The organism is Mesorhizobium sanjuanii (genome assembly GCF_002529485.1).
Lineage (GTDB): Bacteria > Pseudomonadota > Alphaproteobacteria > Rhizobiales > Rhizobiaceae > Mesorhizobium > Mesorhizobium sanjuanii.
The window spans coordinates 1-11,282 of record NZ_NWQG01000118.1 but is presented as its reverse complement, the minus strand read 5'-3'; the positions used below and the strand labels follow the sequence as shown (position 1 = coordinate 11,282).

Sequence of the window (11,282 nt, the reverse complement as noted above, 5' to 3'; positions counted from 1 at the left end):
CGACCCTGGGATCAGGTGGGATCGGATTTTTCTTCCTCGAAGGTGACCGCGACGTCCGAATTTGCCGACAGCCAGACCTTCTTGCCGTCGACTTCGGCGACGAGGCTGAGCGGGATATAGTGGTGATGGCCCTTGTGCGTGCCCATGCCACTGTCAGCCTTGGTGAGCTTGATCCGCTGCCCCTCGACTTTGTCGACAGTGCCGACATGAACGCCATCGGCGCCGATCACTTCCATATGCTCGCGAATTTTGCTGGCGTCGGTCATGGTGGGGTCTCCCGTTGATGCTGCCGACAATAACATTCGATGGCCGAATTGGATGCATGGTTCTCAGATAGCACGACGTTTTGACCATCTCGTGATAGGGAACCGTTCAACCCGGCGGTGGAGAAAAAACCCAATGCGAAATCTCGTCCTTTCTGCCTTTCTCCTGCTCGCCCATTTGGCAGCGCCTCTCGCCGCTCATGCCGGCGACGTCGCCGAGCTTGAAATCCTCGGCTTCAGCCAGGACGGAAGCGTGTTCGCCTTCGAGGAATATGGCGTCCAGGATGGGTCGGGATTTCCCTACGCGAACCGCTATTACATCAATACCGCTGACGACAGCTTTCTCCAGGGCACGCCGATCAAGGTCCGGCTTGACGACGAGAATGCCACGCTCGAAGCGGCGCGCCTGCAAGCTCGGCAAAAGGGTGAAGCCATCGTCAAGCAGGACGAATTGACCGCCAATCGCGGCATCACCGCCGGGTTCAATCCGGTGACGGAGCTTTCGGCCGATCCGTTCCGCATGGTGGTGAACCCGCGCCCGATCTTCTTTCCGGTCGACGATCCGCTCGAATTCCGGCTCGACGAGATCGGTATGAACAATACCGAAGGCTGCGAGAGCCAGGGCGAGATCAACGGCTTTCGCCTGCTGCGTATCGAAGCGAAGGCCGGCAGCCAGACCCATCTGCTGCATGAAGACAAGTCGATCCCAAAAAGCCGAGGCTGTCCGAATGGTTATAGGATCGGTGCGGTGCAGACGTTTTCGCCGCAAGGCCTCAGCGCCTATGCGGTACTGATCGCGGTACGCCGATACGGCTTCGAAGGGCCGGACTTTCGCTGGATCGCGGTGACCGGCCGCCTGTGACGCCGCTCCCCGTCATCCGCAACCGCGTCTTGAGTCTTGTCCGGCGCGCCCTGCCGTCCCCGGCCACAGCCCTTTGCGGCGCTTTGCTGTGGGGTGTAGCGATGGGCGCCAGCGCATTCTTCAATTTGCTGCTGGATGACTGGGAGACGCCGGCCAAGATCCGCTTCGTCTCGCTGCTCTATGCCGCCGGCGGAGCGCTCGCCTTTCCGGTTGGCCTGTTCCTGGCGCGGCTGGTCTCGCTTGGCCGGCACTGGGAAGTTGCCTTTGCGGCCGCCTTTATCTGCCTTCTTACCGCGACGATCGCCTTGACCGGCGGGCTCTTCGCGCTGCAATACCGCTCCTACTATGTCCAGTGGCATGCACCGGCATTGACCATCGCCTGGTCTATCCAGTTCGTGTTCACGATGGCGACGGCGCTTTATCAGTTCATCGTTCTGGGCATCCGGCTTTATTTTCCGCTCGGTTTCATCGCGCTGTTTGCCGCCGGCATCTGGTTTGCGCGGCAGCAGCGTTGAGCATTTTGTCGGCCTCTGTTAGGACGCGGGCAAACGCTCTCGCAAGTCAGGACTGACCGATGATTCCTCGCTACTCCCGGCCGGAAATGGTGGCCATCTGGTCGTCCGAAACCCGGTTCCGCATCTGGTTCGAGATCGAGGCCTATGCTTGCGACGCACTGGCCGAACTTGGCGTGATCCCGAAAGAAGCCGCAAAGACCATCTGGGAAAAGGGCGGCGCTGCTAAATTCGACGTCGAGGCCATCGACGAGATCGAGCGCGTCACCAAGCACGATGTCATCGCCTTCCTGACCCATCTCGGTGAATTCGTCGGGCCTGACGCCCGCTTCATCCACCAGGGCATGACCTCCTCGGACGTTCTCGACACCTGCTTTGCCGTGCAATTGACCCGCGCCAGCGACATTCTTCTGGCCGACATCGACGGCCTGCTTGCGGCGCTCAAGCGCCGCGCTTTCGAGCACAAGGACACCGTCACCATCGGCCGCAGCCATGGCATCCATGCCGAGCCGACCACTTTCGGCGTCAAGCTGGCGCAGGCCTATGCCGAATTCTCGCGCTGCCGCGAGCGCCTGGTGCATGCGCGTGAGGACATCGCGACCTGCGCCATCTCCGGTGCTGTCGGCACGTTTGCCAATATCGACCCTTATGTCGAAGAGCATGTGGCGAAGAAACTCGGGCTGAAGCCGGAACCGGTGTCGACGCAGGTGATCCCGCGTGATCGCCACGCCATGTTCTTTGCCACGCTCGGCGTCATCGCCTCGTCGATCGAGCGGCTGGCGATCGAGATACGCCATTTGCAGCGCACCGAAGTGCTGGAAGCGGAAGAGTATTTTTCGCCCGGACAAAAAGGCTCGTCGGCGATGCCGCACAAGCGCAACCCGGTCTTGACCGAAAATCTGACCGGCCTTGCCCGCATGGTGCGTTCCTTCGCGCTGCCGGCGATGGAGAACGTGGCGCTTTGGCACGAGCGCGACATTTCGCATTCCTCGGTCGAGCGCATGATCGGGCCGGACGCGACGGTGACGCTCGATTTCGCGCTGTCGCGGCTGACCAGCGTCGTCGACAAATTGCTTGTCTACCCTGATAACATGCTGAAGAACATGAACAAGTTCCGCGGCCTGGTGCATTCGCAGCGTGTGCTGCTGGCACTGACCCAGGCCGGCGTGTCCCGCGAAGACGCTTACCGTCTGGTGCAGCGCAATGCCATGAAGGTGTGGGAGCAAGGGGCTGATTTTCTTGAGGAACTTCTCGCCGACAAGGAGGTCACGGCTGCCTTGCCGGAAGCCGAGATCCGCGAGAAATTCGACCTTGGCTACCACACCAAGCATGTCGACACGATCTTCAAGCGAGTATTCGGAGAAGCGTGATGATTTCAGCGGCTGGAGACTTCGATTTTCTCGCCCTGCCGGGGCGCGGCAACTCCGGGCCGGATCACTGGATGTCGCATTGGTGCCAGGCGTTCCCGAATTCGAGCCGCGTGCTGCAAGCCGAATGGGACAGGCCCAGCCCTGCGGACTGGATCGGCCGGGTGGATGCCGCGGTTGCCGCCGCACCTCGGCGCGTGGTGCTGCTTGCGCACTCACTGGCGGTGGCGACAGCGGTGAAGTGGGCAGCCAGCGCCAGCCAAAGCCAGCTCAACAAGGTTGCAGGCGCGCTGCTGGTTGCCCCGACCAATGTCGAGGATCCCGATCCGTCCTTCGACCTGGTTCGTCCCTTCGCGCCGATGCCGTTGAAGCGCCTGCCCTTTCCGACGCTGGTGGTGGCCAGCCGAACCGATCCGCGCGTGACTTTCAATCAAGCGACGGCCTTTGCCGCCGCCTGGGGCGCGGAACTCGCCGATGCCGGCGATCTCGGCCACATGGGAAACGAGGTCCGCCTTGGCCCGTGGCCGGCGGGCCTGCTCATGCTTGGCCGTTTGCTGGGAAAAGCCGGTCTCTAGAGCGGCGGACTTTCAAGTCTAACCGTGCCGCCGCTCTATCTTTTTGTTTGAGCATCGGATTTCCCAAAACCGGTTCCCACTTTTGGGTCCGATGCTCTAGACACCGACGAACTGATCAGGCCTTACCGGGAACGGTCCTGATTACCGTTCCCCAGGGGTCCTCACGGGCCGTCTCATCGGTCACATTGTCCGAACGCATCTCGACCCAGGCGAGGCCAGACCGGGCGGGATCGCGACGACCGGCGCCTGAACTCTGCCAGGCATTGGCGCCGATATGGTGGTGGTAGCCACCGGACGACAGGAATACCGCCGCGCCGCCATATTTCGCTACAGTATCGAAGCCGAACTCCTGGTTCCACCAGGCTTCGGCCTCTTCCGGCCGGCCCACGCGCAAATGGACGTGGCCGATGATGCTGTTGTCCGGCGCGCCCTGCCAGCCGGCATCGCCTGCCGGAACTTCGGCGACGACCGAGGGGATATTCAGCCGCTCGGTCGCCATCGCGATCTTGTCGCCGTTCCACTTCCAGTCCCGCCGCGGGCGATCGGCGTAGATCTCGATGCCGTTGCCCTCGGGGTCGGTCAGATAGAGCGCCTCGCTGACCAGATGGTCTGATGCGCCCTCAATGCCGATCTTGTTGGCGATGGCATGGTTGATCCAGCGGCCGAGATCGGCACGGCTGGGCAGCAGGAAGGCGGTGTGGAACAGGCCAGCGCTGCGCGGATCGTCAGGCTTTGCCGCCGGATCCGCCTCGATGACAAGCAATGGGCGATTGGCGGCCCCCAGCGTGATGGCGCCGTCGGCGCGGCTCAGTTCCTGCAGGCCGACGACCTTGCGATAATAGGCGGCCAGGGTTTCGGCGTCCCGCGCGCGCAACCCGACGCGGGCAACGCTCACCGGTGTCGTGGCGGCAAAAGGCAATTCGCTCATCGAACTCTCCGTTGGGCAGCACCTGACGAAGCTCCCAAAGCCAAGAGCCCGGCGCCGCCGATCATTGTACGTCGTGTCAGCGCCAAAATCCCGGTCCTTCACGGCTGTCTCTTCCCGATGACAGATCGTCGATCACGATCGTTCACACAAGACGGCAGGAAGCGAACAAGGTGTTCACTATTGTGATCACAAGCGTCGAACAGCTTTGGCTTGGCACATGGCCTTATCCAAGAACCGGCACCCACTTTTTTCAGATCATGCGCGGTTGCATGCGGCGATGCCGCTCGCTACATGCGCGCCATGAAAGTCAGGGATGCAGATATTCTCATCGTGCCGGGCTACACCAATTCCGGCCCGGATCATTGGCAAAGCCGCTGGCAAGCGAAATTGTCGACGGCACGCCGCGTCGAGCAGGCGGAATGGTCGAAGCCGGTGCGCGACGACTGGACGGCGAGCGTGGCGAAAGCGGTCAACGAGGCCGAGCGGCCGGTCGTCCTCGTCGCGCATTCGCTCGGTGTCGCCACGGCTGTCCAGGCCATGCCGCAGTTCCAGCGGCCGGTAGCCGGGGCTTTTTTCGTGGCGCCACCCGACGTCGCCAATCCCAAGATAAAGCCGAAGCACCTGATGACCTTCGGCCCCTACCCGCGCGAGCCGCTGGCCTTCCCCTCGTTGCTGATCGCCAGCCGCAACGACCCGTTCTGCGCCTTCGAAATTGCCGAAGACATTGCCGGCGCCTGGGGCTCGCTGTTCATCGACGCCGGCGATGCCGGCCATCTCAATGCGGATTCGGGATTCGGGCCGTGGCCTGAAGGCTCGATGACCTTCGCCAAGTTCCTGACGGACCTTTAGGATCCGAGCGAATCCCTGACATCCTTCAGCAAGGTTTTTGCGCCGAGCGAAATGAGCGAATGCTCGGAGCCCATGGCCAGCAGCCGGTAGCCCATGGCCACCACACGGCCGGCAATGGCCGGCTCCATGACGTAGATCGCGGCGTGCTTGCCGGCCTTGCGCGTGCGTTCGGCGATCGAGGCGACCGTTTCCATCATGCTTTCCAGCGTCGAACTGACGGTGGTGCCTTTCGACCAGGCAATCGAGAAATCCGACGGGCCGAGGAAGATGCCGTCGATGCCCGGCGTGTCGAGAATGCCGTCGAGCGCGTCGAGCGCGGCGCGGGTCTCGACCATGGCAAAGGCCATGGTGCGCTGATTGCTATCGCGCAGCCAATCGGCAAAGTCGCCCTTGCCGTAGCGCGGGAAGGCGTAGGTCGGCCCCCAGGAGCGCTCGCCGAGCGGCGGGTATTTCATGGCGGCCGCGAACAGCCTGGCGTCAGCAACAGAATTCACCATCGGCGCAATCACCGCCTCGGCGCCGAAATCGAGCGCGCGGCTGGCCATGTCGAAGCGGCCGACTGGAATGCGCACCAGCGCCGGTTTGTCGGCCGCCAGGACCGGCGCGATGCCGCGCAACACGCTGTCCTCGTTATGACCGCCATGCTGCATGTCGAGCGTGACGGCATCGAACCCCTGTTTGGCCAGGATTTCGACCGTCAAGGCATCCGGCACGCCGGACCACGCGGTGCACAGCGTTTCATCCGCCGCCAAGCGTGACTTCAGGGACATTCGCGCGTTCCTTGTTGGATAGAGGCCCGTGGGTCTGGCGCAGTTTCAGCCGGAAACGACAGCAAAGGCAAAGAAAAACCGCCCGGCTGGGCCGGGCGGTCTATTGGTCCAGAATCCATCAGGTATTTTTGATCTGTTCGATGGCCTGCGCCATCAGCTCATCCATGGTGCGGCGGATCTGATGGTCCGACTGGTCGACGCCGGCCTCATCGAAATCCTTGCGGATCTTGCGAAAAACGTCGTGATCGCCGGCTTCCTCGATGTCAGCGACGACCACCTGCTTGGCGTAGGCTTCGGCATCGGCGCCAGATTTACCCAGTTTTTCCGCGGCCCACATGCCGAGCGCCCTGTTGCGGCGGGCCGAGGCCTTGAACCGAAGCTCCTCGTCGAATGCGAATTTGCGCTCGAAGCCCTCTTCGCGGTCTTTCATGCTGCTCATGGCATCCCTCCGATGAAATCCGATTCGTTGACGGTGAATATGTGTGGTGGGCAAGCACAAACCAAAAGGCCGCAGGTCGGTCAATATGCTACATCACTTGCTGCGCTGCGGCATTTCGGTCCGGAAAGCGGTGATTGAAAGGATTTGCCGATTGAGCAAACACCGGGATTGAGATAGACACCGGCATTGAACCCTACCCGTTGCCTCACTAATTTAGGCTGACGGACAGGAACTGGTCGCTTGCCGCCTGCCCGGAAATCCAGAGAAAAATCAGATGAAAAATCGCCGCCGCATTTATGAAGGCAAGGCCAAGATCCTCTATGAAGGACCTGAGCCGGGAACGCTGATCCAGTTCTTCAAGGACGACGCCACCGCCTTCAACAAGAAGAAACATGAAGTCGTCGATGGCAAGGGCGTGCTCAACAACCGCATTTCCGAGCATATCTTCAACCATCTCAACCGGATGGGCATTCCCACCCACTTCATCCGCCGGCTCAACATGCGCGAGCAGTTGATCAAGGAAGTCGAGATCATCCCGCTCGAGGTGGTCGTGCGCAATGTCGCCGCCGGCTCGCTGTCCAAACGCCTCGGCATCGAGGAAGGCACCGTGCTGCCGCGCTCGATCATCGAATTCTATTACAAGGCCGACGCGCTCGACGATCCGATGGTGTCGGAAGAGCACATCACCGCTTTCGGCTGGGCAAGCCCGCAGGAGATCGACGACGTCATGGCGCTGGCCATCCGCGTCAACGATTTTCTGTCCGGCCTGTTCATGGGCGTCGGCATCCAGCTCGTCGACTTCAAGATCGAGTGCGGCCGCCTGTTCGAGGGCGAGATGATGCGCATCGTCGTCGCCGATGAGATCTCGCCCGATTCCTGCCGGCTGTGGGACGTGGCGACGCAGGACAAGCTCGACAAGGACCGCTTTCGCCGCGACATGGGCGGGTTGGTCGAAGCCTACCAGGAAGTTGCCCGCCGACTCGGCATCATGAACGAGAACGAGCCACCGCGCCACGCTGGGCCGGTACTCGTCGCGTCCAGCGAGCCGCCGAAGGGCATGAAGCACTAAACCCAAACAGGAGCATGTCCAGCGTGATCAAGGCCCGCGTTACCGTAACCCTGAAAAACGGTGTGCTCGACCCGCAAGGCAAGGCAATCGAACACGCGCTGTCGGGACTGGGTTTTGGCGGCGTCGGCCAAGTGCGCCAGGGCAAGGTGTTCGACGTCGAACTCGCCGAGACCGACAAGGCCAAGGCCGAGGCTGATCTCAAGGCGATGTGCGACAAGCTTCTGGCGAATACCGTGATTGAGAACTATAGTGTGGCCATAACCTGAGGTTGTGTCGGAGGGGCTGGTGGCGGAAGTCACGAACGACCTGATGTTCGAGCTTCTAAAGCGCGTGCATCACGAAATCGGTGAGCTTCGTCAGGACGTTTCCGAGACGAAACGGGAATTGAATGTGATGCGGGGTCACATGGCGGCAACGCAAAGCGATATTCATAACATTTATGGCATTCTCGCCCGACAGGACGAACGCCTGGAGCGTATCGATCGCCGTTTAGACCTGCGCGAACTCGCCGAAGCCCAGAGGCCTTACGAACCGAAATGAAATCAGCCGTCGTCCTTCTCCCCGGCCTCAATCGCGACCGCGATATGATTGCGGCACTGACCAAGATTTCCGGCAAGGCGCCGGCCACCGTCTGGCAGACCGACACCGAAATCCCCGACGTCGACCTGATCGCCATTCCGGGCGGCTTTTCCTTCGGCGACTATCTGCGCTGCGGCGCGATTGCCGCGCGCATGCCGGTGATGCGGGCGGTCGCCGAAAAGGCGGCCAAGGGCGTCATGGTCATCGGCGTTTGCAACGGCTTCCAAATCCTGGTCGAGGCCGGAATGCTGCCGGGCGCGCTGATGCGCAACAGCTCGCTGAAATTCGTCTGCCGGCAAGTGAAATTGCAGATCGCCAATGCCAACACCATGTTCACCCGCCGCTACCAGCCGGGCCAGGTCATCCGTTCGCCGGTGGCGCATCACGACGGCAATTATTTCGCCGACGCCGAGACGCTTCGCAGGATCGAAGGCGAAGGCCAGGTGGTGTTCCGCTATGCCGAGGGAACCAATCCCAACGGCTCGATCAACGACATCGCCGGAATCATCAACAGCCAGGGCAATGTGCTGGGCCTGATGCCGCATCCCGAGAACCTGATCGAAGCGGCCCATGGCGGCAATGACGGCCGGGCTTTGTTCGAAGGTGCGCTCGGCATCGCCGCTTGATATTTCCCTTCCAACCTGAGACGGAAGCCGCTTGACCATGAGACAGACGATCGCCTGCCTCGCTCTCATCGCAACCGGTTTTGTGCTTGCGTCCTGCCAGTCGAGCCCGAAGAGCGCAACGGTCCCCGCGGGCAAGAGCGCCTCGCTGCTGGCCATGGAGCAAGTCGCAATCGCCGCCCACAAATGCTGGATCGCCAGCAAGGATCCTGCCTTCAAATCCTACCAGATGGCCAATGAACTGAATTCGTTCAGCGGCACGCCGCGCTTCCTGCTGGTCCCAGTCAAGCATTATGGCGGAAAACCATTGCTGGTTGTGCAGGCGAAGGGCAATTCCAGCCGCGTCGACGTTTTCGGTCCGCTGATGGCCGAGCCGCTTGGCGCGCGCATCGGCTCCGACATCGCCCGCTGGCAGGCGGGCAATCCCTCCTGCACCGCCGACGCATAGGGCGATGGGCCGGTTCCTGCAGATATCAGGCCTGGTCATTGGCCTGGTCGGGCTTGTCCTGCAGTTTTGCATCACCATCCCGGCGTCGATGCAAGCGGGCCGCAGTTTCCTCGGCTCGCTCATCTTCTATTTCAGCTTCTTCACCATCCTGACCAATATCGGCGCGGTGCTCGTCCACACCGCCCTGCTGTCCTCCACCGGCTATGCCTGGTTTCCGGCTTTTGCCGGGCCGCGGGTGCGTGCGGGCGTGGCGGTGGCGATCGCGCTGGTCTTCATCATCTACGCAACCGTTCTGGCGCAGCTTTGGCAACCGCAAGGGCTGTTTCTCGTCTGCGACGTGCTGCTGCATTATGTGACGCCGATGCTGTTCGTGCTGTGGTGGCTTGTGGCCGGCGCCGACGGCACCACAAGGTGGCGCGACATATCCTGGTGGATGGTCTATCCCATTGCCTACCTGGTCTATGTGCTGGCGCGGGCGCCGATCGCCGGCGAGGTGCCCTACCCCTTCCTCAGTGTCGCCAAGAACGGCGCGACCAGCGTCGCCATCTCGGCGCTGGCCGTCACCGGGCTTTTTCTGGTACTGTGCCTCATTGCCGTGCTTCTGGACAACGGCGTCTCGCACCTGAGGGCACAAAAAACACGTTAGAGCAATTCCAGGAAAAGTGTGAAACGGTTTTCCGTCCGGAATTGCGCAGTGCTCAGTCCCAGAATGCTTTCAGGCCTTCGCGATGGGCATCGCAACGCGAGATGCCGATGTCTTTCAACTGCTCGTCGGTCATCTCCAGCAGTGCCAGCCGGCTGCGGCGGCGCTCATAGAGATGGTCGAGCAAGGTTGCCAGCGACCTGACCATGCGCACGAGGCGGCGGACATAGGCCTTCCAGCTCGAGGGCCGATCGGCATACCCGAATGCTTCGGTACCTGCTCGATTGATTGCCTTGATTGTACTCATTGCCATGGCTGCCAAAAATTCCGATTGTACCCTTTTCACCACGCAATCCATATGTATTGACTCCCAATTCGGTGCAATATAGAAAATTGTCACCATGACAAATTGGCTTCCCGATCTCAGTGCCGGTTCCGGCCCCCTCTATCAGCGTCTTGCTGACAGCATTGAGTCAGATATCGACAAGGGCCTTATCGGAGCCGGCGCAAAGCTGCCGCCGCAGCGCGATCTGGCCTACGATATCGGCGCGACCGTCGGCACGGTCGGCCGGGCCTATCAATTGTTGCGCGAGCGCGGCCTGGTGAGCGGAGAGGTCGGGCGCGGCACCTATGTCCTGGCTCAACAATCGGAGGGCACGAAGCCCGACTTCCTCGAACCCGGCCAGCAAGGCACACGCTTTGTCGATGCGCCGCGCGGCAAGCTGCGCTTCGACAGCACGGCCGCACCCGACGTCGGCCAGGGCGCCATTATTGCCGACGTGCTGTCGCGCACCGCGCAGGACCATCCGCATGAAATTTCAAGCTACACGCGCGACTTTCCCGACCGCTGGTTCGAGGCCGGCAGCCATTGGCTGGCCCGGAATTCCTTTCGCCCGGCGTCCGACGCCATCGTGCCGACCCTCGGCACGCATGCAGCTGTCATGGCGGCCATCGCCGCGATCACCACGCCCGGCGACACGATAGCCTTCGAGCACCTCACCTATTCGCAGATCTCGCGCAGCGCCGGCCTGATCGGCCGCCGCACCGCGCTGGTAACATCGGACAATGAAGGCGTCGATCCCGACGATTTCGAACGCGTCTGCGCGCAAAAGCATCCAAAGATGATGTTCCTGATGCCGACAGCCCAGAACCCGACGCTGGTGACGATGCCGGCGGCGCGCCGGGAGGCGATCGCGCGCGTGGCGCGCCGATACAATGTCATCCTGATCGAGGACGACCTCTATGGCCACCTGACCGACAACACGGAGCCGATGCTGGCCGAATATGCCCCCGAACGGACCATAGTTGCCGGCGGCCTGTCGAAATCGGTGGCAGCGGGCGTTCGCGGCGGGTGG

17 protein-coding genes are annotated in these 11,282 nt (G+C 61.8%); 12 read left to right on the top strand and 5 right to left on the bottom strand.

Annotated features, from left to right (window positions below):
• Positions 1–11: 11 nt before the first annotated feature.
• Positions 12–266 carry a DUF2171 domain-containing protein gene (locus CN311_RS18630; RefSeq protein ID WP_006332917.1) on the bottom strand — a complete coding sequence of 85 codons (255 nt, stop codon included), beginning with the start codon at positions 264–266 and terminating at the stop codon, positions 12–14.
• 133 nt (positions 267–399) lie between these two features.
• Here CN311_RS18630 and CN311_RS18625 point away from each other — a divergent pair, with 133 nt between their 5' ends.
• The 4 genes from CN311_RS18625 to CN311_RS18610 are packed head-to-tail and all read left to right on the top strand — an operon-like array spanning position 400 to position 3,579.
• Positions 400–1,125 carry a DUF2259 domain-containing protein gene (locus tag CN311_RS18625; RefSeq protein ID WP_097575206.1) on the top strand — a complete coding sequence of 242 codons (726 nt, stop codon included), beginning with the start codon at positions 400–402 and terminating at the stop codon, positions 1,123–1,125.
• Positions 1,122–1,640 carry a hypothetical protein gene (locus tag CN311_RS18620; RefSeq protein WP_165779756.1) on the top strand — a complete coding sequence of 173 codons (519 nt, stop codon included), beginning with the start codon at positions 1,122–1,124 and terminating at the stop codon, positions 1,638–1,640. Before CN311_RS18625 ends, CN311_RS18620 begins: the two co-directional genes overlap by 4 nt.
• A 59-nt stretch (positions 1,641–1,699) precedes the next feature.
• On the top strand, positions 1,700–3,007 hold the full coding sequence (purB, locus tag CN311_RS18615) for an adenylosuccinate lyase (protein ID WP_097575204.1): 1,308 nt from the start codon (positions 1,700–1,702) through the stop codon (positions 3,005–3,007).
• On the top strand, positions 3,007–3,579 hold the full coding sequence (locus CN311_RS18610; protein WP_097575203.1) for an RBBP9/YdeN family alpha/beta hydrolase: 573 nt from the start codon (positions 3,007–3,009) through the stop codon (positions 3,577–3,579). Before purB ends, CN311_RS18610 begins: the two co-directional genes overlap by 1 nt.
• A gap of 115 nt (positions 3,580–3,694) precedes the next feature.
• Here the strand turns inward: CN311_RS18610 and CN311_RS18605 are convergent, their stop codons facing one another.
• Positions 3,695–4,507: a VOC family protein gene (locus CN311_RS18605; RefSeq protein ID WP_097575202.1), complete on the bottom strand. Its 813-nt coding sequence runs from the start codon at positions 4,505–4,507 to the stop codon at positions 3,695–3,697.
• Between the two features lie 300 nt (positions 4,508–4,807).
• Here CN311_RS18605 and CN311_RS18600 point away from each other — a divergent pair, with 300 nt between their 5' ends.
• Complete coding sequence (locus CN311_RS18600; RefSeq protein WP_097575226.1) at positions 4,808–5,356, top strand: RBBP9/YdeN family alpha/beta hydrolase; 549 nt, start codon at positions 4,808–4,810, stop codon at positions 5,354–5,356.
• On the opposite strand, the gene CN311_RS18595 is transcribed toward CN311_RS18600, so the two are convergent.
• The gene (locus CN311_RS18595) at positions 5,353–6,126 is read right to left on the bottom strand and encodes an HpcH/HpaI aldolase family protein (RefSeq protein WP_097575201.1); all 774 of its coding nucleotides are present in this window, start codon (positions 6,124–6,126) and stop codon (positions 5,353–5,355) included. The genes CN311_RS18600 and CN311_RS18595 overlap by 4 nt on opposite strands.
• 118 nt (positions 6,127–6,244) lie before the next feature.
• Complete coding sequence (locus CN311_RS18590) at positions 6,245–6,565, bottom strand: DUF1476 domain-containing protein (protein WP_008875499.1); 321 nt, start codon at positions 6,563–6,565, stop codon at positions 6,245–6,247.
• Positions 6,566–6,839: 274 nt separating this feature from the next.
• Between CN311_RS18590 and purC the strand changes: the two genes are divergently transcribed.
• The 6 genes from purC to CN311_RS18560 are packed head-to-tail and all read left to right on the top strand — an operon-like array spanning position 6,840 to position 9,930.
• Positions 6,840–7,634 carry a phosphoribosylaminoimidazolesuccinocarboxamide synthase gene (purC, locus tag CN311_RS18585; protein ID WP_097575200.1) on the top strand — a complete coding sequence of 265 codons (795 nt, stop codon included), beginning with the start codon at positions 6,840–6,842 and terminating at the stop codon, positions 7,632–7,634.
• Between the two features lie 23 nt (positions 7,635–7,657).
• Positions 7,658–7,900 carry a phosphoribosylformylglycinamidine synthase subunit PurS gene (gene purS / locus CN311_RS18580; protein ID WP_006332903.1) on the top strand — a complete coding sequence of 81 codons (243 nt, stop codon included), beginning with the start codon at positions 7,658–7,660 and terminating at the stop codon, positions 7,898–7,900.
• 19 nt (positions 7,901–7,919) lie between these two features.
• Positions 7,920–8,174 (top strand): hypothetical protein, encoded by a 255-nt coding sequence (locus CN311_RS18575; RefSeq protein ID WP_097575225.1) that lies wholly within the window; start codon positions 7,920–7,922, stop codon positions 8,172–8,174.
• Complete coding sequence (gene purQ / locus CN311_RS18570) at positions 8,171–8,839, top strand: phosphoribosylformylglycinamidine synthase subunit PurQ (RefSeq protein ID WP_097575199.1); 669 nt, start codon at positions 8,171–8,173, stop codon at positions 8,837–8,839. Before CN311_RS18575 ends, purQ begins: the two co-directional genes overlap by 4 nt.
• 37 nt (positions 8,840–8,876) lie before the next feature.
• Complete coding sequence (locus CN311_RS18565) at positions 8,877–9,284, top strand: hypothetical protein (protein ID WP_208866531.1); 408 nt, start codon at positions 8,877–8,879, stop codon at positions 9,282–9,284.
• A gap of 4 nt (positions 9,285–9,288) precedes the next feature.
• The gene (locus CN311_RS18560; RefSeq protein ID WP_097575197.1) at positions 9,289–9,930 is read left to right on the top strand and encodes a Pr6Pr family membrane protein; all 642 of its coding nucleotides are present in this window, start codon (positions 9,289–9,291) and stop codon (positions 9,928–9,930) included.
• A gap of 52 nt (positions 9,931–9,982) precedes the next feature.
• On the opposite strand, the gene CN311_RS18555 is transcribed toward CN311_RS18560, so the two are convergent.
• Complete coding sequence (locus CN311_RS18555) at positions 9,983–10,330, bottom strand: DUF1127 domain-containing protein (RefSeq protein ID WP_425351084.1); 348 nt, start codon at positions 10,328–10,330, stop codon at positions 9,983–9,985.
• On the opposite strand from CN311_RS18555, the gene CN311_RS18550 reads away from it, so the two are divergent.
• Positions 10,329–11,282 (top strand): aminotransferase-like domain-containing protein (locus CN311_RS18550; protein WP_097575195.1); only part of this gene is annotated, 954 nt, incomplete at its 3' end. The two genes, CN311_RS18555 and CN311_RS18550, sit on opposite strands and share 2 nt — an antisense overlap.

Excerpts from the sequence above, each read along its gene's own strand:
- CN311_RS18630 (WP_006332917.1), bottom strand. The coding sequence starts at position 266 with ATGACCGACGCCAGCAAAATTCGCGAGCATATGGAAGTGATCGGCGCC.
- CN311_RS18625 (WP_097575206.1), top strand. The coding sequence starts at position 400 with ATGCGAAATCTCGTCCTTTCTGCCTTTCTCCTGCTCGCCCATTTGGCA.
- purB (WP_097575204.1), top strand. The coding sequence starts at position 1,700 with ATGATTCCTCGCTACTCCCGGCCGGAAATGGTGGCCATCTGGTCGTCC.
- CN311_RS18610 (WP_097575203.1), top strand. The coding sequence starts at position 3,007 with ATGATTTCAGCGGCTGGAGACTTCGATTTTCTCGCCCTGCCGGGGCGC.
- CN311_RS18605 (WP_097575202.1), bottom strand. The coding sequence starts at position 4,507 with ATGAGCGAATTGCCTTTTGCCGCCACGACACCGGTGAGCGTTGCCCGC.
- CN311_RS18600 (WP_097575226.1), top strand. The coding sequence starts at position 4,808 with ATGAAAGTCAGGGATGCAGATATTCTCATCGTGCCGGGCTACACCAAT.
- CN311_RS18595 (WP_097575201.1), bottom strand. The coding sequence starts at position 6,126 with ATGTCCCTGAAGTCACGCTTGGCGGCGGATGAAACGCTGTGCACCGCG.
- CN311_RS18590 (WP_008875499.1), bottom strand. The coding sequence starts at position 6,565 with ATGAGCAGCATGAAAGACCGCGAAGAGGGCTTCGAGCGCAAATTCGCA.
- purC (WP_097575200.1), top strand. The coding sequence starts at position 6,840 with ATGAAAAATCGCCGCCGCATTTATGAAGGCAAGGCCAAGATCCTCTAT.
- purQ (WP_097575199.1), top strand. The coding sequence starts at position 8,171 with ATGAAATCAGCCGTCGTCCTTCTCCCCGGCCTCAATCGCGACCGCGAT.
- CN311_RS18565 (WP_208866531.1), top strand. The coding sequence starts at position 8,877 with ATGAGACAGACGATCGCCTGCCTCGCTCTCATCGCAACCGGTTTTGTG.
- CN311_RS18560 (WP_097575197.1), top strand. The coding sequence starts at position 9,289 with ATGGGCCGGTTCCTGCAGATATCAGGCCTGGTCATTGGCCTGGTCGGG.
- CN311_RS18555 (WP_425351084.1), bottom strand. The coding sequence starts at position 10,330 with ATGGTGACAATTTTCTATATTGCACCGAATTGGGAGTCAATACATATG.